The following is a 20,519-nucleotide window of genomic DNA, read 5'->3' as shown; positions in this document are numbered from 1 at the left end:
GGCGGCCGGATCACGAGATGAAGATGCTCCGGCCCTGCGGGACGGAGATGTGGCCGGGGAAGACCGGCTCCGTCACCCGGCCGTCGCAGGAGGGGCCCGACCACGCCCAGGCGACCTCGTCCGTCAGGTTGGCCACCTCCGACGGAGCGAAGTCGCCCAGCGGGTAGCAGCCGCTCGGGTCCTCGTGTGCCGCACCGTCAATGACGAGGACCCCCTGCGCCGCCTGCGCCGAGCCCGGGGCCGCCAGCGCCAGGACCGCGGCCGCCGCGCACGCCCCGAGGGCCTTCGCCATCCGTCGCGCCGTCATCTTCGCCGTCACCCTTGCCGTCATCATCCGTCTACCTCTTTCGTCGTCACCGTGCGTGAGCAGCTGTCCTCACTGAAGGTATGCTCTCGGTTACGTTGCGTGACACGGCGTGAAGGGGTGAAGGAGGGGCGCATGGATCTTCAGGAAGCCGTCGACGCGCTGGTCGCGTCCGGTGCCGAGAGCGGGCTCCAGGTCGCCGCGTACCGGAACGGCCGGCCGCTCGTCGAGGCGTACGCGGGCGTCCCCGGGCCCGGGGCGCTGATCCACAGCTTCTCCACCGGCAAGGGGTGCACGGCGACCCTGGTGCACGTGCTCGCCGAGCGCGGGCTGCTCGACTACGAGGCCCCCGTCGCGCGGTACTGGCCGGAGTTCGGGGCGCACGGCAAGGCGGGGATCACGCTCCGGCACGCCCTGACCCACACCGCCGGGATCCCCCAGCTCCCCCGCTCGCTCACCGTCGCCGAGCTGTGCGACTGGGACGCCATGTGCGGGATCGTCGCCGGGGCGCGTCCGCTGTGGGAGCCGGGTTCCGCGAGCGGCTACCACGGCTGGACCTTCGGCTGGATCCTCGGCGAGACCGTCCGCCGGGTGACCGGGCTGAGTCCCGGGCAGGCGCTGCGCGAGTACGTCGCCGAACCGCTCGGGATCGCCGACGAGCTGTACTTCGGGCTGCCGGAGTCCGAACTGCCCCGTGTCGTACCGCTGGTGGAGGGCGACTGGGAGGCGTACCTGGCCGGCCTCCCGTACGGCGCGGCCTTCACCCGCCTCGTGGCGCCGAACCGGGGCGTGTGGACCACTGCCGCCCTCGCCAACCGTCCCGCCTACCTGCTGGCCGACCTGCCCGCCTGCGGCACCATGACCGCCCGCGCCGCCGCCCGGATGTACGCGGCGCTGCTGGGCGAGGTCGACGGGGTCCGGCTGCTCCCGCCCGGGCGGGTCGCGCAGGCCGCGGCGATCGCGGTGGAGGGCCGGGACCGGATGCTGGCGCGGCACCACACGAAGGGGCTCGGCTTCTTCCTGGGCCTGCCCCCGACGGGCGGCGAGCCGACCGCCTTCGGCCACCACGGCAGCGGCGGCAGCATCGCCTTCGCCGACCGCGGGCGCGGCCTGTCCTTCGCCCTGACCCGCACCCGCCTGGTCGACCCCGCGAACTCCACGGGCCTGCTGTTGGCCGACGCCGTCCGGGCCCGCTCCTAGACCCCGGCCGGCGCCGGGGCCGGCAGCGAGCCGAACCACACGTGCGTGACCGCGCTGACGTACCGCGCCCCGCAGCGGTCCGCCGGGACCACCAGCTGGCTGCCCGCCTCGTCGAGGTCCACGCCGTCCAGCCGGGTGGCCAGCAGGACCGGGCTGTCGCCGAAGTCGGCGTCCAGCTCGGCCCAGGACAGGACCGAATGGTGCCCGTCCCCACCGCTGATCGCGAGCAGGAAGCGGCTTCGGTCCTTTCTCCTCCGGGCGTCGAAGGCCGGGCCCGCGTCCGCCACCACATCGCGCAGCAACGCGCCCTCGAACACGTGGTGTTGCGGCCCGTTCGTGGCGCAGTCGAACGTCACCTCGGCCCGGTGCTGTTGCCATTCCCGCAGGTCCGCGACGCTCAGGGTCGCCGGGTGGTGCAGATCTCCGTGCAGCATGAGTTTGGCCATGCGTATGTCATGCCCGGGGCCACACATTCCAGAACCTCATTTGCCAGGTTGATGGCTTGATACAACTCGCAGCTGTGGACTGTTCATGCATTCCCGCCTTGCATCTTCTGATGAATCCTTTGCCAGACGACGTCGCGCGTCACCGGCATCTCCGTGAAGCGGATCCCCGTCGCGTCCCGCAGCGCGTTGGCGAAGGCGGGGGTCACCGGGTTGAACGGGCTCTCGGACATGGACTTGGCGCCGAGCGGGCCGATCGCGTCCGAGGTCTCCATGAAGTGCACTTCGGTGCGCGGGACGTCGGCGTACTGGGGGAGGCGGTAGCGGCGGAAGGCGGCGGTGGTGACCTCCCCGCGCTCGTCGACCCGTACGGTCTCGAAGAGGGTGGCGCCGAGGGCCTGGGCGACTCCGCCCTCGACCTGGCCGCGGCACTGGAGCGGGTTCATGACCTTGCCGGCGTCGGCCGCGTGGACGCTGCGCAGGATCTTCATCTCGCCGGTGTGCGGGTCGACGGCGATGCGGAACCACTGGGCGTTGAAGGCGACGGAGCGGGGGGAGCCGCCCCAGTGGCCGTCTGCCGCCACCTCGTCGAGCTCGCCCTTGTCGTACGCGGCCTCGTACAGCTCCTTGAGGGTGACGATCCGTCCCGCGCAGTCGATGGCTTCGGCCTGCAGCCTGCACAGGTGCCGGGCGACGCCGGTGTGGCGGACCGCGAAGGTCCGGAGGCGTTCGGCGAGGGAGCCGGCCGCCAGGAGGACCGCCTTGCCCGCCACCACCGTGCCGGCCGAGCCGAAGGCGCCGGTGTCGTGGCGTACGACCTGGAGGTCTTCCTGGCGAACAACTGCTCCTGGGCGCGCACGGCGGAGGCCCTGCACCTGCACGTGAACACCGTGCACTACCGGATGGAGCGGGTGGAGGCCCTGACGGGCCGTGACCTCTCGCGCCTGGACCACAAGCTGGACCTGTACGCGGCGCTGCGCTGCGGCTGATAGCTCCGAACGGCCGTCGTGCACGGTCCGTTACGCCAGGTCGACGTGGACCTCGGTGGACTTCACGCGCGCCGTGACGGTCACCCCCACCGCGATGCCGAGCTCCTCGACCGACTCCCGCGTCACCAGGGACACCACGTGGTGCGGGCCCGACTGGATCTCGACCTGGGCCGCCACCTCGTCGAGCCGCACGGCGGTGACGATCCCGGCGAAGGAGTTCCGTACGGAGGTCGCGGGGGTCGCGGGGGCCTTCGGCGGCGGGGCCGCACCCTCGACGGCCCGCCTCCTGGCGAAGGCGGCCAGGACGACGCCGTCGACGGTCCGCGATCCGTCGGACGCGCGATCGGCAGGCAGCCGCCCCGCGTCGGCCCAGCGGCGGACGGTTTCGGGGCTCACGCACAGCAGGTCGGCGGCCTGCCCGATGGAGTACGACGGCACGCCCGCAGCTTAGGCGGCGGGCGCTTCCTTTGGGGGTTGCGAACACTGTACGCATCGGCGTACGTTGTTCCTCAGTGAAGCGAACACTGTACGCAGATGGACAGGGGAAGGAATCACCATGGACGAGGCTCGCAACCCGCGACGCTGGCTCATCCTGATCGTGCTCTGCCTCAGCACCCTCGTGCTGGTCGTCGACAACATGGTCCTGACCGTGTCGATCCCGCCGATCGCGGAGGACCTGGGCGCCGGCGCCGAGGCCATCCAGTGGATCATCGAGTCGTACATCCTGGTCTTCGCCGGACTGCTCCTCACGGCGGGCAGCCTCTCCGACCGGTTCGGCCGCCGCCGGGTGATGATCATCGGACTGGCGCTCTTCGGGATCGCCTCGCTCCTCGCGGCCTACGCCGACTCCCCCGCCCAACTCATCGCCGGCCGCGTGGTCATGGGCATGGGCGGCGCCCTGGTGATGCCGAGCACCCTCTCGATCCTGATCACCGTCTTCGACGAGGAGGAGCGCCGCAAGGCCATCGCCGCCTGGGGCGCGGTGGCCGTGCTCGGCCTGGTCGGCGGCCCCGGACTGGGCGGCGTGCTCATCGCCCACTTCTGGTGGGGCGCCGTCTTCCTGATGAACGTGCCGATCGCCCTGCTCGCCATCGCCGCCGCGCTGATCCTGATGCCCGAGTCCAAGGGCCCCTGGCGCAAGCCCGACTTCGCCGGCATGGCCCTGTCCGTCACCGGCATGACCGCCCTGATCTGGACGATCATCGCCCTCCCGCAGGACGGCCTGGCCGCCCCCGGCACCCTGACCGCGCTCGCCGTGGCGGTCGTGGCACTCACCGCCTTCGTGGTCCACGAGATCCGCACCGACTCCCCGATGGTCCCGCTCGCCCTCTTCCGCGACCGGATGTTCAGCGGCGCCAGCTTCTCCCTCGTCCTGCTGACCTTCGCCAACGGCGGCCTGATGCTGGTCCTGACCCAGTACCTCCAGTTCGTCGGCGGCTACACCCCCACCGAGACCGGCCTCGCCTTCACCCCGCTCGCCGTCGCCACCCTGCTCTTCAACGGGCTCGGCGCCACCCTCGGCCGGAAGATCGGCAACCGGGTGATGACCGCCGTCGGCCTCGCCGTGATCGCCTCCGGCTTCGCCGTCCTGACCACCCTGGAGGCGGGCGACGGCTTCGCGCCGCTGGCCACCGCCATGGTGCTGATGGGCATCGGCAGCGGGCTCGCCATGCCGGCCGCCACCGCCGCCCTGATGGGCGCCGTCCCCGAGGAGCACGCCGGCGTCGGCTCGGCCCTCAACGACACCGTCCAGCAGGCCGGCGCCGCCCTCGGGGTGGCCGTCCTGGGCGCCGTGCTCTCCACCACCTACGCTGCCGGGCTGCCCGACTCGGCCCCGGGGACCGCCCGCCGCTCCGTCGCCGCGGCCCTCACCGACCCGGCCCTGGCGGGCGCCGCCCGCGAAGCCTTCACCTCGGCGATGTCCACGACCTTCACGGCGGCCGCCGCAGGTGTCCTGGTGGCTGCCGGGCTCGCCCTGATCCTGATGAAGAAGGACCGCGGGCAGGCCGAAGCCCCGGAGCGGGAGGCGGTCGCCGCGCACTGAACGACGTAGAAGGCGGGAATGAGCGGGGGAGGCCGTAGCCGGCTTCCTCCGCTCCCGTGTGTCCGGAAGGCCTCTCCGGGCGGGCGCGTCAGCGCCGCAGGAGGACGATCACCGAGCCCCACATCGTCAGCAGGACGTTGCCGAGGGCGTACGGGACCGTCGTGCCGAGGGCCGGGATCTGGCTGCGGGCGCGCTCCGCGAGGGCGCCGAGCGCGGCCGTCGTGGTCTGCGCCCCGGCCAGGGCGCCGAGCAGGATCGGCAGCGGAAGCCGCTGCACGAAGTGCCCGTAGAGGAAGCCCGCCAGCAGGGGGACCGAGGTGACGACCGCCCCCCAGAGCAGCAGCGGCCAGCCGGCCTGGCGCAGGCCGGGGACGAAGCTGGGGCCCGCGTTGAGGCCCACGATGGCGACGAAGACGCAGAGGCCGAGCGTCCCCATGAGCCACTGCGCCGCCGAGGGAAGGTTCCCGTACGTTGGGTACTTGCTCCGGATCCAGCCGAAGACCAGCCCCATCAGCGGGGCCCCCGTCGAGGTCGACAGCGACAGCGGGGCCCCGGCCGCGTGCAGGGCGGGAATGCCCAGGCAGCCGCCGAGGAAGAGCCCGAGCGCGATCCACGTGCAGGGACTCGGTGCGGTAGCCGAGGGGCCCGCCATGATCATCGCGCGCTCCCGCAAGGGGCCGGTGGGCACCGCCGAGTTCGCCTCCGGCTGGGGCATCGCCATCGTCTCCGCGCTGATCGGCAGCACCGTCTCGGGCGCGCAGGTGCTGATGCACATCGTGCCCCCGGACACCGGCTACGCCGGCGCCCTCTTCGGCCTGCACCTCTACACCTGGGCCGCGATCACCTTCCTGACCGCCGTCCTCGCCGCCGGCGTCAACCTGGTCCTGGCCCGCGAGGCCCGGCCCCTCGACGCCGCCCGGACCTCTCCCGCCCTGCACCGCGCGGCCACCGTCACCCTGGCCGTCCTGGCCTTCTTCGCGGTGACCAACCTGGTGGCCTGCTTCCTCCTCCAGGGCTTCCACTGGCAGATGCCCGGCGACCCCACCGGCTACCGCTTCTTCTCCGACCTCTTCTGAGCTCGGTGCCGGGCCCCTGCGTTCCGCGGCATGCGGCGAGGTCACGAGGCCGCGGCGGTGGGGTGGTTGCCGAGGGCGGCGCCGAGGAGGGCGCGGAGGTGGTCGGCTTCCGGGATCAGCGTGGCTTCGATCTGGTCGTCGCTGCGGCCGGCCAGGGTGAGTTCCTGGATGCGCCGGAACAGCAGCCGGTCCGCCGCCGCGATCAGGGCGGCGGCGGCCCGGGGCGCGATGGCCGGGACGGGATCCGGGTCGGCGGCGGTCAGCGCCGCGGCGAGCGCCTCCTCCCGCTGGTCGTGCAGTTCGCGCAGCCGGGCGGTGAGGGTGGGGCTCTCGGTGATCATGCGGGCGAAGGCGGGGCCGGTGAAGCCGACGACGGGGCTGTGCTCCAGCAGGGCGGCGCGGAACGTCCGTCCCAGTGCGGTGAGCGGCTCCTCGTCCGGCCCGCGCTCGGCGACGGTCCGGGCCAGGCCCTGGGTGAACGCCTCGTGGTGGTCGAGGGCCAGGTCTTCCTTGCGCGGGAAGTAGTTGGTCACCGTCTTCTTGGCCACGCGGGCGGCGGCGGCGATCTCGGCGATGGTGGTCTGCTCGAAGCCCTGCTCGATGAAGAGCCTGGTCGCGCAGTCGGAGATCAGCTGCCTGGTCTCCTGCTTCTTGGACTCGCGGAGCCCCAGTTCGATACCCATGAAGGAATCTTACACCCGTAGCAAAAATAGTCTTGACCGATCCGAAGCTCTCTGCGTAAAGTTACGTCCGTCGCAAAGTTACGTCGAAGACAAGAGGACCGCATGCGAAAGCTCACCACCGCAACCGCCGCAGGCGCCAAGCTCGCCGCCACCCGCCGCCTGCCCCGCAACCTGAACGGGTCCGGCCGCAAGGGAGCCATCCGTATCCAGCACCAGGCACCGCGCCGCACCTACTGAGCCAGAGCCCGAGCCCGCCACCGCCCGCCCCGCCTGCTTCCGCCCCTCCCGAGGAGTCGCCGTGAACGTCACCACCTCCACCCTCTCCCTGACCGTCGCCGACGTGGACGCCTCCCGCGAGTTCTTCTGCACCCACCTCGGCTACGCGGTCGCCATGTCCGCCGACGGCTTCGCCTCCCTGACCCGCGACGACGACGCCGTGGACATCGTTCTGCTCCGCCGGGGCACGGAGGTCCTGCCGGTCGGCCAGCGCGACCAGAGCGCGTCCGGGCTGATCCTCGCGCTCACGGTCACCGACCTCGCGGCGGAGGAGGCCCGCCTGCGGGGCGAAGGCGCGCCGATCACGATGCCGCTGCGCGAAGAGCCGTGGGGCGAGCGCCTGTTCCAGCTGACCGACCCCAACGGAGTCGTCGTCCAGCTCGTCGAATGGGCCGCCCCGGCCCCCGCCTCCGCCCCCGCCTCCGCCCCCGTCGCCGAATCCGAATCCGAATCCGAGGAGACCGCCGCCATGCACGTGATCACCCCCACCCCCGAGTCGGTCACCGCGTCCCCGAACGCCACCATGACCGGTCTGGCCGCCCCCAGCCGCGGCAGCGCGGAGCTCAGCACCTGGACCGTCGCGATGGAGGCCGGCCAGACCGGCCCCGAGCACTCCGTCAGCCGCGAACAGGTCTGGACGGTGACGGCCGGCGTCCTGGAGGTCACCTGCGGAGACCGCACCGAGAAGGTCGCGTCCGGGCAGACCCTCGTCCTGCCGCCGGACGCGCTCCGCCGGGTCCACGCCCCGGAGGCGGCCGAGGCCCACGTCGCCATGCGCTCGGACGGCGTGGCCTCGGTCCCCGGCACCGAGGGCACCCGCATCCTGCCCTGGGCCCAGTGACCACCCGGCCGACGCCAGAAGACCCGTGGCGGAAGGTCGTCACATGCCGCTGAGCGCGGGTTCGAGGTCGGGCTTGCCCGCCGGCGGTCGGGGGGCGTCGTGCTGCCTGAACAGCTTGCTGGGCCACCACATCCAGCGACCCACGTCCAGGGTCAGCGCGGTGACCAGCACCGAGCGGACGATCATGGTGTCCAGCAGCACGCCGAACGCCACCGCGAACCCGAGCTCGGCCGCGAACACCAGCGGCAGCGAGGCCATCGCCGCGAAGGTGCCGGCCAGCACCAGACCCGCTGACGTGATCACACCCCCGGTGGTGGACAGACCCGTCAGCGCACCGCGCCGGGTGCCGTGCAGCAGCGCCTCTTCGCGCACCCGGGTGACCAGGAAGATGTTGTAGTCGATGCCCAGGGCGACCAGGAACACGAACGTCAGCAGCGGGAAGGAGGCCTCCGCGCCGGCGAAGTGGAACACGTGGTTGAACACCAGACTGCTCACGCCGATGGCCGCTCCGAACGACAGCACCACCGTCGCCATGAGCAGCAGCGGCGCGACGATGGCCCGCAACAGCAGCGCGAGGATGAGGAGCACCACCACCAGCACGATGGGGATGATCACCTTGGAGTCGCGGGCGGCCGCTTCCTGCGTGTCGAGCATGATCGCCGTGCTGCCGCCGACCTGGGCCTGCGCACCCTCGACCCCGTGGACCGCGGTTCTGGCCCGCTCGACGGTGCGTATCGCGGTCCGGCCGCTGGGGTCGTCCTCGAGTTCCCCGAGCATGATGGCCTCGCCGTCCTTGACCATCGGCGTCGAGACACCGGCGATTCCCCGTACGCCGGACAGCGCGGTCCGCACCTGCTCCGCCGAGGCGGCCTTGGCCACGACGAGGACGGGGTCGCCCGCCCCGGCCGGGAAGTGCTCGGACTGGATCTTCTCGCCGACGGCCATCTGCGGCGTGCCGGTGAACTGGTCCTTGTTGGAGAGTCCGTCGGCCTTGAGCCCGAACATCCCGATCGCCATGATGCCGAGGACGAGCGCGGTGCCGATCCACACGATCCGCGGCCGGCGGGAGACAGCGGTGCCGACCCGGTTCCAGATGCCTTCCTTGGCCTCCTCGGCCGATCCGTACGACGGCTTCACCGGCCAGAAGATCCAGCGGCCGCAGATGACCAGCAGGGCCGGCATCAGGGTGACCATGGCGAGCAGCCCGACGAGGATGCCGACGGCACAGGCCGGCCCGAGCCCCTGGGTGGAGCTGAGGGTGGCCAGCGTCAGCAGCGTCAGGCTGACGGCGACGGTCGCGGCGCTGGCGATGATCGCGGGACCGGAGCGGTACAGGGCCTCCGCCATCGCCTCGTGCCGGTCCTCGTGCCGCAGCAGCTCTTCCCGGTACCGCGAGATGAGCAGGAGCGCGTAGTCGGTGGCGGCGCCGAACACCAATACCGTCAGGATGAAACTGGTCTGCTTGTTGACGACGAGCCCGGCGTTCTTCGCCAACAGGTAGATCACCGCCTCCGACGTGACCAGGGCGACGCCCACGGTCAGCAGGGGCAGCAAGGGCAGCAGCGGGCTGCGATAGGTGAGCAGCAGCATCACGACGACCACCAATGCGGTGATCGTCGTCAGGGCGCCCCCTCCGCTGAAGGCCTTGATCGAGTCGGACGCGTGACCGCCCGGTCCGGTGACGTGGAAGCCGAGACCGTTGGCGTTCTCCTCACCGATCTCGGTCAGCGCGTCGACGGTCTTGCCGATCCCCTCCCAGCCCGTCTTGTCCTTGCGGAGCTGGACCACGGTCTGGATGGCCTTGCCGTCCTGGGCCTTCAACGGCCCCTGCGGCTGCCCAGCGACGTTTTCCACGCCCTTGAAGGCTTCGGCGTCGGCCTGGGCCTCGGCCATGTCGGCAGCGGTGACGCCCTCGGGCCGGTCGTAGATCACGATCGCGGGCAGGGTGTCGGCACGCTGGAAGTTCTCGGCCCGGGCAAAGACCTTGGTCGACTCCGCGTTACCGGGCAGCCAAGCCGAATTGTCGTTCTCCTCGACGTCGCCGAGCCGGCCGGCCAGCATCAGGACCGGGACCAGCAGGGCCGCCCAGAGCACGAGGACGACCCACTTCCCCACTCTTCCACCGGGCAACGAAGCAAGTCTTCGCATCATGTTGATTCCTCAGTGTTCAGTCGACGTCAGGGAGCTTGTCGGGATGGGCGACGGTGCGGATCCCGGATGCGTTCGGGACTACGAGCGATTCAGGACCCCGGATTGTGAGGTCCGCCCCCTGGAATGTGATCCACGCCTCATCGTTCGGGGAACGCAGAAGGCCCCGGCCGGTTTCCCGGTCGGGGCCTTCAAGTGCCCGGTGAGGCAGTGGCGGCGGGCCGTGGTCGATTGCCCGCGAGCCGGGTCACACTTCCGCGGGCTGCGCGAGAGAGGTTCGTCGGTAGCGGCCGGGAGGCAGACCGCGTTCGCGGGCGAAGGCTCGGGAGAAGGCGAATTCCGAGGTGTAGCCGACCGCTTCGCCGATGTCGGAGACCAGCTGGTCGGTGTCCCGGAGCAGACGGGCGGCCAGGGCGATCCGTACACGGGAGAGATAGGCCAGCGGTGAGACGCCGACCAGCTCCTTGAACTGCCGGGCGAAGGCCGGGCGGGACATCGACACATCGCGCGCGAGGCTCTCCACGGTCCAGGGCTGCCGGGGTGCCTCATGGATGAGGGCGAGGGCGGCGCCGATACGCGGGTCGCGCAGGGCCGTCAACCAGGACCGCGGTGGGGACTGCGAGTCGGTGCCCGCGGTGTCGAGCCAGGCACGGATGACTTGGACGAACAGCACGTCGGTCAGGCGGGCGGCGACGGCCCGCGCGCCGGGCCGCTCGCGCGTGGTCTCGGCGGCCAGGAGCCGGACGACACCCTGGAGTTCGAGGTCCGAGCTCATGCCCGGGACGTGGATCACCGGGGGCAGGGCGGACAGGACCGGATGCTGCGAGGCGTCGCCGTCGTACTCGAACTTGCCGCAGACGACGCGGACAACGGGGCCGTCACCGCCGAGGTCCATGATGCCGTCACGGCCGACCGGGTGCGCGGCTTCCAGCTCCGCGTACGGGACGGCGGCCTCTTCCGGGCTGCCGGCCAGGTGGTGGGGTTCGCCGTGCGGCAGGAGGACGACGTCCCCGGGCATCAGCTGCTGCGGTGGCTGCCCGGCGACGCGCAGCCAGCAGGTCCCCTCCGCGATCAGATGGAATCCGGCCGTATCGAGCTGATCGAGGCCGCAGCCCCAGCCCGGACCGCGTCCGCGGAGCTGAGCGAGCAGCACCCCTTTGAACCCGGTAGTCGCCAGCACATCCGCCAGTACGTCCATGGCCCGAACCTTACCCCACCCTTTCTCGAGCATTCTGAGACGATCGGACAAATTCTTCGAGAGTTCCTGTCATTGGATGGCAGATCGTCCGCTCCTAAAGTCAATTCCACGAGGAGGCGCCCGACGCCTCCCCGCCCACTCAATGACTTCGATCGTGGAGAGCGACATGAGCAAGATCTGGTTCGTCACCGGTTCCTCCCGCGGCTTCGGCCGCCAGTTCGTCGAGGCGGCCCTGTCCCGCGGGGACAAGGTGGCCGCGACGGCCCGTAACGCCGAAACCCTGTCGGACCTGGTCGCCGAGTACGGCGACGCCGTACTCGCACTCGACCTGGACGTGACCGACAAGGCCGCGGTGAACGAGACCGTCGAGCGGGCCAAGGAGCATTTCGGCCGCCTCGACGTGATCGTGAACAACGCCGGCTACGGCCTCTTCGGGGCCGTCGAGGAGCTGACCGAACAGGCCCTGCGCGACCAGCTGGAGACCAACCTCTTCGGCGCCCTGTGGGTCACCCAGGCCGCCCTGCCGTACCTGCGCGAGCAGGGCAGCGGCCACATCGTGCAGATCTCCTCCACCGGCGGTGTCGCCTCCTGGCCGCTGGTGGGCGGCTACCACGCCTCGAAGTGGGCGCTGGAGGGGCTGAGCGAGTCGCTGGCCCAGGAGGTCGCCGGTCTCGGGATCAAGGTGACGCTGGTGGAGCCCGGTGCCTACGACACCGACTGGGGTGGCTCCTCCGCCGTCTCCGCCGACCCGATCCCGGTGTACGACGGTGTTCGCGACGCGCTCGGCGCGTTCATGCAGACGCTCGACTTCGGTAGTCCCGCCGCCGCGGGCGCCGCAATGCTGAAGGTCGTCGACTCCGACAACCCGCCGCTGCGGGTCTTCTTCGGCACTCAGGGCAACGACATGCTTCCGCAGGTCTACGCCGACCGCCTCAAGACCTGGGCCGACTGGCAGGACCTGGCCGTCGAAGCGCAGGGCGGCGCCCCCGAGGCCTGAGCGAGCAGACGCTTCCGCGCCTCTTCCCCTCCCGCCCCCCTCGTGTACCGCCGGCCCGGCCTCGTCCCCGACCCCGAGGCCGGCGGCGCCCTGCCCGTCCGCCGTGACGGCGGTCACCTCGAACAGGAATGACACCCGTGAAGAACCTCTTCGATCCCTACCCGCTTGGCTCCATCACCCTCACCAGCCGTGTCGTGATGGCGCCGATGACCCGCGCTCGCCGTCCCGACCTCATCCCCGGCACCGACACCGCCGAGTACTACCGCCAGCGGGCCGGTGCGGGGCTGATCATCACGGAAGGCGTCTTCGTCTCACCCGAGGCCCAGGGGTACTCGGACGTGCCGGGCCTCTGGACGGGCCGGCAGACGGCGGGCTGGGCGGGGGTCACCAAGGCGGTGCACGGCGCGGGCGGACGCATCTTTGCGCAGTTGTGGCATGTGGGACGCGTATCCCACACATCCCTCCAGCCGGCCGGAGCGGCACCGGTGGGGCCGAGCGCCGTCCAGGCCCGGGCCAATGCCTGGATCAAGGATGTCGGATTCGTCGAGGCGAGCGTGCCCCGGGCCCTGCGGACGGACGAGATCCCGCGCTTGGTGGCTGACTTCGCCGGCGCGGGAGCACGCGCCGTCCAGGCCGGCTTCGACGGAGTCGAACTCGGGCCGGCCGCGGGCGAGGTGCGGCGCCTGTGGCCGGAGGTGTTCAAGCCCGACAACGGTCCGCCGGGTCTGGGGCTCGGGCTGCGGCAGAGGCAGCGCTCGGCCTGCGCTGGGACGACGTGGATCTGGGCGCGGGCAGGTTTCGTGATGCACATCATGCGCCGCCCGGACGCGGGTCCCTCTACATGTACGCGACCGGGCCGCTCCTGACGGGACGGAAGACGCAGAAGGCCCCGGCAGGTTTCCCAGCTGAGGCCTTCAAGTGCCCGGCGAACGGTGCCGGACGGAGGCGAATTCAACCAGAACTGCAACCACTGCCGACTTACTTGCCGGGCTCCGGGCCGTACCACTGGAGGAGCTGGCCAGTCACTGCCGCGATGCACTCGAAGTCGTGGTCGCGATGAAGGAGGGTGAGCCCTTGCAGCTCGGCCGTCGCGGCGACGACGAGGTCGACGGCACCGGCACTTCGGTGCTTTCCCCGCTTGGTGAGGGCGTCCTGGACCTGCCAGGCGCGGTCGTAGGCGCGGTCGTCGACGGGAACCCAGCCGAAGATCAGCCGCATGTCCTCGATGCCGCGCGCCCGGTCGGCTGCCGACCGGGCGCTGTAGAAGAACTCCAGCTCGGTGATGGGGCAGGTGGCGATGAGGCCGGCGGCTGCCGCCTGGTCCCAGCCGTACTGCTCCGCATCCCCGCGCATGAAGCGCGCGAGCGCGCTGGTGTCGATCAGGAACTGCGCCGCGTTCACCGCCGGTAGTTCCTCTTGTCCTCGAACAGATCCAGGTCGAAAGCGCCCTCGTCGGACGCGGCGCGGAGCCGGGTGAGCGCCAGGGCGCGGCGCCGGTTCTCCAGCACTTCGCGCAGGGCGGTGTTGACAGTCTCCTTCTTGGTGCTCGTCCCCAGGGCTTTCGCCACGTCGGCGACCAGCTCGTCGTCCAGATCGATGACGGTCCGACTCATGTACACCTCCTGGATATCAACTGTGGGTTCAAGTATATCTCGCGAGGTGTATTTCGTTGCCTTCGGACCGCTCGGGCCCTATGCGGGCATCACGCCGTGGATCCGGGAGAGGGTGAAGACGCGTTCGGCGTCCCGCAGGTGGCACCAGGCTTCGAGATGGGGCGGGTCGAGGGTGAGGCGGTCGAGGGTGCGTACGGTGCGGCTTCCTGAAGTGGCGACGTAATCGACCGTGACGGCCGTACCGGTGTCGATGGCATGGGCCAGCTGGCGGACATCGCTGTACGACAGCCGCTTCGCGTACCCGGCGACGATCTCTTCGGTGTCCGTGCCCAAGGGGACTCCGCCGGGCCCGAACGGGTCGGGTTGCGGTGTGGTCGGCGGGGCGGCCAGGAGCTGGGCGGCCAGGGCGTTCAGGTCGGCCGCGGGGGCCTCCGCCGCGCGGGGAGCCGCCGTGATGCGGAAGCCGGACTGCGCACGGGCCTTCCGTGGGGCCGGTACGGGTGCGGCGGCCCGCTGGGGCCGGGTCTTCTCGACGCGTACGGTTCCGTCGGCTGTCTCGGCCACGGGAGCGTAGCCCTCGGCTCGAAGCGCGGCGAGGGTCTGGTCGAGTGGGCTGCGGCTGACCAGGACCGTCGGGGCGAGCCGTCGCAGGCCGAGCTTGGCGAGCTTGCTGTGGACGGCGATTTCGGCCAGGAGCGTGGGCTCCTCACCGTGGATGACGCAGGCGGCGGGGGCGATGCGTACGCGGCCGTGGCTGCGAGCGGTGTCGGCGATCAGATACGCCAGGGGCTGGGGCAGGGGCCCGACGGCGATGGCGGACAGGTCGGCTGTGATCTCGTCCGAGGTGCGTCCGGAGTCCAGGGCGCGGCGGATGCTGTCGGCGCTGAACCGCCACACCGAGGCCGTGCCGCGGGTTTCCCGGTCCGCGGCGGAATCCAGGAGCGTGTCCAGTCGCGCGGTCGGTGTTCCGGCGACGACGGCGGTGAGGTCGACGCCGATCCGTGCCGTGCCGGTGGCCGCGGGCAGCAGGCGTCGGGAGACGGCGGCCAGTTCGTCCGTGTCGTCGGCTCGTAGGGCGCTGCCGAGGGGCGACAGGGCGCCGCGGGCGAGCACGCCGAGCAGTTCGGCCTCGCGGATCGCGGTGGCGAACGGTGTTTCGCCCTCGGGTGTCGGGTCGGCGAGCGGGCGGTGCCATGCCACGAGCATCCCCAGGTCCGAGGAGGCTCGCGCTCCCTGCCCTGCCGGGAGGTGTGCGGCGGCGGCGAGCACCCCGTGCCGGGTCTGCAAGCAGCCGCCGCAGGGCGGCGCCCCGGAAACTGCGGGGAGTGCTTTGCCGTCCTCGTCGCGCGCCTGGGAGGGGGTGAGGGGCAGGTTCCGCCATGCCTGCAGCAGCGCGGCGAACTGTTCCGAGGGTTCCTGCGCCGCCCAGGGGTCGTATGCCTTGGTGGGGGCGACGCGGTCGCCGTCCCGGGCCAGGAGGCCTGCCGCGTAGGCGGCCTCCAGCGTGATGCGTACCACGGCGTCATCGGCTTGGGCGGCCTTGCCGATGCGGGCCAGTTCACGTGCGCCGACCCCGCCGGACTTCAGCCTGGCCGGCGGTGCCGCCGAGCATGCCGACAGGACCGAGGCGGCATGCGCTGCGAACGCCGTGGCTGCGGCTGCCGTCTCCCGGTCCACCTCCGCCGCGTTGACGGACACCACTTGCACGGCGGGCGGTCCGGGTTCGAACGGCGCGTGCCAGGCGGGCCCGCGCAGTGCGAGTGCCACCTCGACGGGCATCCGGGCGCGGCCGTACCAGCGGCGGTCCCGGATGAGAAGCCCTCGGTCCAGCGCCCATCGCTCGCCCGGTTCGGAGTCGGCGCCGGGAGCCCCGAACATGATGGACCCGGGCTGCGGCGACGCGGACTTCGCTCGACGCTCCAGCAGCTTCCGGGCTGCCGCAGGAGCCTTCGCGACCGCCGAGGCAATCCCTTCCGGATCGCTGTGGTGTGCGACAAGCGCTGCCATGCGCTGCTGCTTGGTGCTGGGCGGCTTGACGCCAAGCGCCCCCAACATTCCGCGCAGCTCGTCGGAGGTCATGTCCGCCAGCAGCTCCGTTAGTGGTGCGTCCAGCCCGAGCGGCGCCTCCCACGCCTGCCGCAACGGTGCGGCCATGTGGAGCCTTCCGCTGTGGTCCGGCCAGACCAGCGCGTGGCCGGCCAGTCCTTCCAGGATTGCCTCCAAGGCGCGGCCGGCCTCGCCGGCTGTCGCTCCCAGCAGCTTCGCCAGGGCCTCGCGCGACGCAGGCGCCCCCAACGCTGCCACGGCCTCGGCCACCTGCAAGTCGGGCAGGGTGAGCAGGGGCAGCGCGAGTGCCACCGACCCCGGCCGCTGAAGACGGTCCGCCAGCTCCCCCACCGAGCGCGGCTCCGGAGGGGACACCGTGTCCTCCCGTGCCGCGAGCACGTGTGCCAGGCGAGGGCCGTCGAGACCGCGCAGCCAGACTGTCAGCGTTGATCCGGACGCCACGGAGAACCCCTCACCCGCCGAAATATCTTGAAATATCCGGTGTAAAGGCAACCAAAACTGCAACCACGGAACGCAGAAGGCCCCGGCCGGTTTCCCGGTCGGGGCCTTCAAGTGCCCGGTGAGGCACTGGCGGAGGATACGAGATTCGAACTCGTGAGGGGTTGCCCCCAACACGCTTTCCAAGCGTGCGCCCTAGGCCACTAGGCGAATCCTCCGCCGCAAACAATACAAGACGTTGAGGGGTGCTCGCGAACGTGATCGTCTGCGGGGGCCCAGGTCGGGGGTCGGGTGGGGTCCGGGTGAGGGTCCGGCGGGAGCGGACTCGATTCCGGGGGCCGGGATCCGCTAGGGTGGGGGCCAGCCCCTCACGTGGCGCTATCTCACCCAACTCCCCCAGGGCCGGAAGGCAGCAAGGGTAAGTGGGCTCTGGCGGGTGCGTGGGGGGCCCTTTGCGTTCCGGGGGCCCTGGGTGGCGTCGGCGGGCCACCGATGTCGGTGGGCCCGGATAACCTCGTAGACGTGTCGTCCCTTGCGCTGTACCGCCGCTATCGCCCCGAGTCGTTCGCCGAGGTCATCGGGCAGGAGCATGTCACTGCACCGCTGATGCAGGCCCTGCGGAACAACCGGGTCAATCACGCGTACCTGTTCAGCGGGCCGCGTGGCTGTGGAAAGACGACCAGCGCGCGCATCCTGGCCAGGTGTCTGAACTGTGAGCAGGGTCCCACCCCCACGCCCTGCGGTGAGTGCCAGTCCTGCCGCGACCTGGCCCGGAACGGGCCGGGGTCCATCGACGTCATCGAGATCGACGCCGCCTCGCACGGTGGTGTGGACGATGCCCGTGACCTGCGGGAAAAGGCCTTCTTCGGGCCCGCGTCGAGCCGGTACAAGATCTACATCATCGACGAGGCGCACATGGTCACCTCAGCGGGCTTCAACGCCCTGCTGAAGGTGGTCGAGGAGCCGCCGGAGCATCTGAAGTTCATTTTTGCGACCACCGAGCCGGAGAAGGTCATTGGGACCATCCGGTCCAGGACGCACCACTACCCCTTCCGGCTGGTCCCGCCCGGGACACTGCGCGAATACCTGGGCGAGGTCTGCGGGCGCGAGGGCGCCACGGTCGAGGACGGCGTGCTGCCGCTCGTCGTGCGCGCCGGCGCCGGATCCGTGCGTGACTCCATGTCCGTCATGGACCAGCTGCTCGCCGGTGCGGGTGATGACGGTGTGACGTACGCCATGGCCACCTCCCTGCTCGGGTACACCGAGGGTTCCCTGCTCGACTCCGTCATCGACGCCTTCGCCGCCGGGGACGGGGCCGCCGCCTTCGAGGTCGTCGACCGCGTGGTGGAAGGCGGCAACGACCCCCGCCGCTTCGTCGCCGACCTGCTGGAGCGGCTGCGGGACCTGGTCATCCTGGCCGCCGTGCCCGACGCCGGGGAGAAGGGGCTGATCGACGCCCCCGCCGATGTCGTGGAGCGGATGCAGGCCCAGGCCTCGGTCTTCGGGGCCGCCGAGCTGTCGCGCGCCGCCGACCTGGTCAACACCGGGCTCACCGAGATGCGGGGCGCGACCTCGCCGCGGCTCCAGCTGGAGCTGATCTGCGCCCGCGTGCTGCTGCCCGCCGCCTTCGACGACGAGCGGTCCTTCCAGGCCAGGCTCGACCGGCTGGAGCGCAGCGGGGCCGCCGCCTTCGCGGCCGCGCCCGCCCCCGCCATGGGCTACGTGCCCGCCCCCGAGGCGCATGCCATGGCGCCGGCCGGTCCCGGTGGCGGTGTCGCCGCCGCACGTGCCGCCGCACAGGCGCCGGTCCAGCCCCCGGCCCAGCCCCCGGTGCAGCCCCCGGCACCGGCCCCGGTGCAGGCCGCCGCACCCGTGGCGCCTCCCGAGCCGGTACGGGCCCCCGCGCCGCCGCAGCCCGCGGTGCAGGCCGCGCCGCCGGCCTCCGCGCCCGGGACCTGGCCCGGAGCCGCGCAGCCCGGCTCCGGAACCCCTGGAGCACCCGGCGCCGGAGCCACCGGTGCCTGGCCGGGATCCGCCGCCCCGGCAGCACCCGCCCCCGCCCCCGCCGCCCCGGCTCCGGCCGCCCCCGCCGCCGGTGCCTGGCCCAGTGCGGCCGCGCCCGGCCAGGGGATCCCGGCCGCCGCGCCCGCCGCCGCTCCCGCGGGGCCCGCCCCCGCCCAGGCCGCGGCGCCCTCCCCCGGCATGGCCGCCGGCGCCGGGCAGGTCCAGGCGATGTGGCCGGGCGTCCTGGAGGCCGTCAAGAACCGCCGCCGCTTCACCTGGATTCTGCTCAGCCAGAACGCCCAGGTCACCGGCTTCGACGGCACCACCCTCCAGCTCGGCTTCCCCAACGCCGGAGCCCGCGACAACTTCGCGAGCAGCGGCAGCGAGGACGTGCTCAAGGCCGTCCTGGCCGAGCAGTTCCAGGTCAACTGGAAGATCGACGCCGTGGTGGGAGGCGGCGGCCCGGCCCCGGTCGCCCCGGCCTCCTCCTACGGGGCCCCGGCCGCCCCGGCCTACAGCCCGCCGCCCCCGGCCCCGTCCGCCCCGCAGTACCAGCCGCAGCAGCCCCAGCCCCCGCAGCAGTCACAGCAGCCCCAGCAGTCGGCTGCCGCCCCGCAGCCCCCCGTACAGCAGGCGCCCCCGCCGGTCGCGCCCGAGGACGACTTCGCGGAGGAGGACGATCCCGACCTCGTCGAGAGCGCCCTCACCGGACACGACCTGATCGTGCGCGAGCTCGGAGCCACCGTTGTGGAGGAATACACGAACGAGTAGGCCCTTCTCATTGGGTGGCCGCACGAAACGCGCCACTCCGTCCGGGCTACCCTGGGCGGCGTGAAGGTCCTCGTCATCGGCGGCGGCGCCCGCGAACATGCCCTGTGCCGCTCTCTGTCCCTCGACCCCGACGTCTCCGCGCTGTACTGCGCTCCCGGCAACGCCGGCATCGCCGAGGTGGCCGAGCTCCGCCCGGTCGACGCCCTCGACGGCGACGCCGTTGCCGCTCTCGCCACCGAACTCGGCGCCGACCTGGTCGTCGTCGGCCCGGAGGCGCCGCTGGTCGCCGGGGTCGGCGACGCCGTCCGCGCGGCCGGCATCCCCGTCTTCGGCCCCTCGGCCGAGGCGGCGCAGCTGGAGGGCTCCAAGGCCTTCGCCAAGGACGTGATGGCCGCGGCCGGGGTCCCGACCGCGCGCAGCTACGTCTGCACCACCCCGGAAGAGGTGGACGAGGCGCTCGACGCCTTCGGCGCCCCGTACGTCGTCAAGGACGACGGCCTCGCCGCCGGCAAGGGCGTCGTGGTCACCGAGGACCTGGCCGCCGCCCGCGTCCACGCCCTCGCCTGCGACCGCGTGGTCATCGAGGAGTACCTCGACGGCCCCGAGGTCTCCCTCTTCGCCATCACCGACGGAGTCACCGTCCTCCCGCTGCAGCCCGCGCAGGACTTCAAGCGCGCGCTCGACGGCGACGAGGGCCCCAACACCGGCGGCATGGGCGCCTACTCCCCGCTCCCCTGGGCCGACCCGAAGCTCGTCGACGAGGTCATGGCGAGCGTGCTCCAGCCGACCGTCGACGAACTGCGCCACCGCGGCACGCCCTTCTCCGGGCTGCTCTACGCCGGCCTCGCGATCACCTCGCGCGGGGTGCGCGTCATCGAGTTCAACGCCCGCTTCGGCGACCCCGAGACCCAGGTGGTCCTGGCCCGGCTGCGCACCCCGCTCGCGAGCGTGCTGCTGAACGCCGCCCGGGGAACCCTGGACGCCGAGCCGCCGCTCCGCTGGCGCGAGGACGCGGCCGTCACGGTGGTCATCGCCTCCCACAACTACCCCGAGACCCCGCGCACCGGGGACCCGATCGAGGGCCTGGCCGAGGTGGCCGCCGAGGACGGACCCGACGCGTACGTGCTGCACGCCGGGACCCGGCGCGAGGGCGACGCCGTCGTCAGCGCGGGCGGCCGCGTGCTGTCGGTGACGGCGACCGGTTCCGATCTGGCGCAGGCCCGCGAGAAGGCGTATAAGGCCGTCGCGCGCATCCGGCTGGACGGCTCGCAGCACCGTACGGATATTGCGGCCAAGGCGGCCGAAGGTCGCTGAACTGCGGCTCTGTGATCCCGCGGGCCCGGTGCGCACGAGGTGCGCCCGGGCCCGCGGGCGCGCTCGCGTGCGACTGCATCCGGCCGCGTTCGAACGCACCCACCTTTACCCAA

At 72.0% G+C, this 20,519-nt stretch carries 18 protein-coding genes, 1 tRNA gene, 1 other RNA gene and 3 pseudogenes; 11 read left to right on the top strand and 12 right to left on the bottom strand.

Features of this window, described 5'->3' with window-relative positions; all coding sequences use genetic code 11:
- Positions 1-10: 10 nt before the first annotated feature.
- Entirely contained in the window at positions 11-334 is a 324-nt protein-coding gene (locus ACFWBN_RS00400; RefSeq protein ID WP_385168170.1) for a hypothetical protein, read from the bottom strand.
- 105 nt (positions 335-439) lie between these two features.
- On the opposite strand from ACFWBN_RS00400, the gene ACFWBN_RS00395 reads away from it, so the two are divergent.
- Positions 440-1,504, top strand: coding sequence for a serine hydrolase domain-containing protein (locus tag ACFWBN_RS00395; protein ID WP_385168167.1), 1,065 nt, complete (start codon positions 440-442; stop codon positions 1,502-1,504).
- Here the strand turns inward: ACFWBN_RS00395 and ACFWBN_RS00390 are convergent.
- Both ACFWBN_RS00390 and ACFWBN_RS00385 read right to left on the bottom strand, forming a co-directional pair.
- Entirely contained in the window at positions 1,501-1,950 is a 450-nt protein-coding gene (locus tag ACFWBN_RS00390) for a molybdopterin-dependent oxidoreductase (RefSeq protein ID WP_385168164.1), read from the bottom strand. The genes ACFWBN_RS00395 and ACFWBN_RS00390 overlap by 4 nt on opposite strands.
- Before the next feature lie 83 nt (positions 1,951-2,033).
- Positions 2,034-2,786, bottom strand: a pseudogene (locus ACFWBN_RS00385) (xanthine dehydrogenase family protein molybdopterin-binding subunit); the annotation flags it as partial.
- Between ACFWBN_RS00385 and ACFWBN_RS00380 the strand changes: the two are divergent.
- Positions 2,766-2,936 (top strand): annotated as a pseudogene (locus ACFWBN_RS00380) (PucR family transcriptional regulator); the annotation flags it as partial. The pseudogenes ACFWBN_RS00385 and ACFWBN_RS00380 sit on opposite strands and share 21 nt — an antisense overlap.
- A 30-nt stretch (positions 2,937-2,966) precedes the next feature.
- On the opposite strand, the gene ACFWBN_RS00375 reads toward ACFWBN_RS00380, so the two are convergent.
- Positions 2,967-3,374 (bottom strand): molybdopterin-binding protein, encoded by a 408-nt coding sequence (locus ACFWBN_RS00375; RefSeq protein WP_385168161.1) that lies wholly within the window; start codon positions 3,372-3,374, stop codon positions 2,967-2,969.
- Between the two features lie 118 nt (positions 3,375-3,492).
- Here ACFWBN_RS00375 and ACFWBN_RS00370 point away from each other — a divergent pair, with 118 nt between their 5' ends.
- Positions 3,493-4,980 (top strand): MFS transporter, encoded by a 1,488-nt coding sequence (locus tag ACFWBN_RS00370; protein WP_385168158.1) that lies wholly within the window; start codon positions 3,493-3,495, stop codon positions 4,978-4,980.
- Positions 4,981-5,068: 88 nt separating this feature from the next.
- Here the strand turns inward: ACFWBN_RS00370 and ACFWBN_RS00365 are convergent.
- Positions 5,069-5,677: pseudogene (locus ACFWBN_RS00365) on the bottom strand (aspartate-alanine antiporter); the annotation flags it as partial.
- Between ACFWBN_RS00365 and ACFWBN_RS00360 the strand changes: the two are divergent.
- On the top strand, positions 5,631-6,056 hold the full coding sequence (locus ACFWBN_RS00360) for a hypothetical protein (RefSeq protein ID WP_385168941.1): 426 nt from the start codon (positions 5,631-5,633) through the stop codon (positions 6,054-6,056). The pseudogene ACFWBN_RS00365 and the gene ACFWBN_RS00360 sit on opposite strands and share 47 nt — an antisense overlap.
- Before the next feature lie 41 nt (positions 6,057-6,097).
- On the opposite strand, the gene ACFWBN_RS00355 is transcribed toward ACFWBN_RS00360, so the two are convergent.
- Positions 6,098-6,739, bottom strand: a complete 642-nt coding sequence (locus tag ACFWBN_RS00355) for a TetR/AcrR family transcriptional regulator (RefSeq protein ID WP_385168155.1) — start codon at positions 6,737-6,739, stop codon at positions 6,098-6,100.
- 102 nt (positions 6,740-6,841) lie between these two features.
- Here ACFWBN_RS00355 and ACFWBN_RS00350 point away from each other — a divergent pair, with 102 nt between their 5' ends.
- Complete coding sequence (locus ACFWBN_RS00350) at positions 6,842-6,976, top strand: hypothetical protein (protein WP_385168152.1); 135 nt, start codon at positions 6,842-6,844, stop codon at positions 6,974-6,976.
- Positions 6,977-7,037: 61 nt separating this feature from the next.
- Positions 7,038-7,856 (top strand): VOC family protein, encoded by an 819-nt coding sequence (locus ACFWBN_RS00345; protein ID WP_385168148.1) that lies wholly within the window; start codon positions 7,038-7,040, stop codon positions 7,854-7,856.
- 39 nt (positions 7,857-7,895) lie between these two features.
- On the opposite strand, the gene ACFWBN_RS00340 is transcribed toward ACFWBN_RS00345, so the two are convergent.
- Together ACFWBN_RS00340 and ACFWBN_RS00335 are read right to left on the bottom strand one after the other, a co-directional pair.
- Entirely contained in the window at positions 7,896-10,007 is a 2,112-nt protein-coding gene (locus ACFWBN_RS00340; protein WP_385168145.1) for an MMPL family transporter, read from the bottom strand.
- Between the two features lie 244 nt (positions 10,008-10,251).
- Positions 10,252-11,202, bottom strand: a complete 951-nt coding sequence (locus tag ACFWBN_RS00335; protein ID WP_385168142.1) for a cupin domain-containing protein — start codon at positions 11,200-11,202, stop codon at positions 10,252-10,254.
- A 166-nt stretch (positions 11,203-11,368) separates the two neighbouring features.
- Here ACFWBN_RS00335 and ACFWBN_RS00330 point away from each other — a divergent pair, with 166 nt between their 5' ends.
- The gene (locus tag ACFWBN_RS00330; RefSeq protein ID WP_385168139.1) at positions 11,369-12,199 is read left to right on the top strand and encodes an SDR family oxidoreductase; all 831 of its coding nucleotides are present in this window, start codon (positions 11,369-11,371) and stop codon (positions 12,197-12,199) included.
- A gap of 137 nt (positions 12,200-12,336) precedes the next feature.
- Positions 12,337-13,065 carry a hypothetical protein gene (locus ACFWBN_RS00325; RefSeq protein ID WP_385168137.1) on the top strand — a complete coding sequence of 243 codons (729 nt, stop codon included), beginning with the start codon at positions 12,337-12,339 and terminating at the stop codon, positions 13,063-13,065.
- 112 nt (positions 13,066-13,177) lie between these two features.
- On the opposite strand, the gene ACFWBN_RS00320 is transcribed toward ACFWBN_RS00325, so the two are convergent.
- The 4 genes from ACFWBN_RS00320 to ACFWBN_RS00305 form a co-directional block, all read right to left on the bottom strand.
- Entirely contained in the window at positions 13,178-13,600 is a 423-nt protein-coding gene (locus ACFWBN_RS00320; protein ID WP_385168134.1) for a PIN domain nuclease, read from the bottom strand.
- Positions 13,597-13,812 carry a type II toxin-antitoxin system VapB family antitoxin gene (locus ACFWBN_RS00315; RefSeq protein ID WP_385168132.1) on the bottom strand — a complete coding sequence of 72 codons (216 nt, stop codon included), beginning with the start codon at positions 13,810-13,812 and terminating at the stop codon, positions 13,597-13,599. Before ACFWBN_RS00315 ends, ACFWBN_RS00320 begins: the two co-directional genes overlap by 4 nt.
- Before the next feature lie 78 nt (positions 13,813-13,890).
- Positions 13,891-16,320, bottom strand: a complete 2,430-nt coding sequence (locus ACFWBN_RS00310; RefSeq protein ID WP_385168129.1) for a helicase-associated domain-containing protein — start codon at positions 16,318-16,320, stop codon at positions 13,891-13,893.
- Positions 16,321-16,447: 127 nt separating this feature from the next.
- Positions 16,448-16,535: transfer RNA gene (locus ACFWBN_RS00305), tRNA-Ser, on the bottom strand.
- A gap of 142 nt (positions 16,536-16,677) precedes the next feature.
- Between ACFWBN_RS00305 and ffs the strand changes: the two genes are divergently transcribed.
- From ffs to purD, 3 genes are all read left to right on the top strand, one after another.
- Positions 16,678-16,772, top strand: an RNA gene (gene ffs, locus ACFWBN_RS00300) — signal recognition particle sRNA small type.
- Positions 16,773-16,839: 67 nt separating this feature from the next.
- Positions 16,840-19,092, top strand: a complete 2,253-nt coding sequence (locus tag ACFWBN_RS00295; RefSeq protein ID WP_385168127.1) for a DNA polymerase III subunit gamma and tau — start codon at positions 16,840-16,842, stop codon at positions 19,090-19,092.
- A gap of 60 nt (positions 19,093-19,152) precedes the next feature.
- Positions 19,153-20,406: a phosphoribosylamine--glycine ligase gene (purD, locus tag ACFWBN_RS00290; protein WP_385168124.1), complete on the top strand. Its 1,254-nt coding sequence runs from the start codon at positions 19,153-19,155 to the stop codon at positions 20,404-20,406.
- Positions 20,407-20,519 lie beyond the last annotated feature (113 nt).

The sequence above is a fragment of the Streptomyces sp. NPDC059989 genome (genome assembly GCF_042736975.1).
GTDB lineage: Bacteria > Actinomycetota > Actinomycetes > Streptomycetales > Streptomycetaceae > Streptomyces.
The sequence above is the reverse complement of the archived record's forward strand: the minus strand, read 5'-3'. Positions and strand labels throughout refer to the sequence as shown.

What these genes read in the sequence shown, in the direction of transcription:
- ACFWBN_RS00355 (WP_385168155.1), bottom strand. Translation starts at nt 6,739, where the DNA reads ATGGGTATCGAACTGGGGCTCCGCGAGTCCAAGAAGCAGGAGACCAGG.
- ACFWBN_RS00390 (WP_385168164.1), bottom strand. Translation starts at nt 1,950, where the DNA reads ATGGCCAAACTCATGCTGCACGGAGATCTGCACCACCCGGCGACCCTG.
- ACFWBN_RS00330 (WP_385168139.1), top strand. Translation starts at nt 11,369, where the DNA reads ATGAGCAAGATCTGGTTCGTCACCGGTTCCTCCCGCGGCTTCGGCCGC.
- ACFWBN_RS00350 (WP_385168152.1), top strand. Translation starts at nt 6,842, where the DNA reads ATGCGAAAGCTCACCACCGCAACCGCCGCAGGCGCCAAGCTCGCCGCC.
- ACFWBN_RS00370 (WP_385168158.1), top strand. Translation starts at nt 3,493, where the DNA reads ATGGACGAGGCTCGCAACCCGCGACGCTGGCTCATCCTGATCGTGCTC.
- ACFWBN_RS00315 (WP_385168132.1), bottom strand. Translation starts at nt 13,812, where the DNA reads ATGAGTCGGACCGTCATCGATCTGGACGACGAGCTGGTCGCCGACGTG.
- ACFWBN_RS00395 (WP_385168167.1), top strand. Translation starts at nt 440, where the DNA reads ATGGATCTTCAGGAAGCCGTCGACGCGCTGGTCGCGTCCGGTGCCGAG.
- ACFWBN_RS00335 (WP_385168142.1), bottom strand. Translation starts at nt 11,202, where the DNA reads ATGGACGTACTGGCGGATGTGCTGGCGACTACCGGGTTCAAAGGGGTG.
- ACFWBN_RS00340 (WP_385168145.1), bottom strand. Translation starts at nt 10,007, where the DNA reads ATGATGCGAAGACTTGCTTCGTTGCCCGGTGGAAGAGTGGGGAAGTGG.
- ACFWBN_RS00400 (WP_385168170.1), bottom strand. Translation starts at nt 334, where the DNA reads ATGATGACGGCAAGGGTGACGGCGAAGATGACGGCGCGACGGATGGCG.
- ACFWBN_RS00360 (WP_385168941.1), top strand. Translation starts at nt 5,631, where the DNA reads ATGATCATCGCGCGCTCCCGCAAGGGGCCGGTGGGCACCGCCGAGTTC.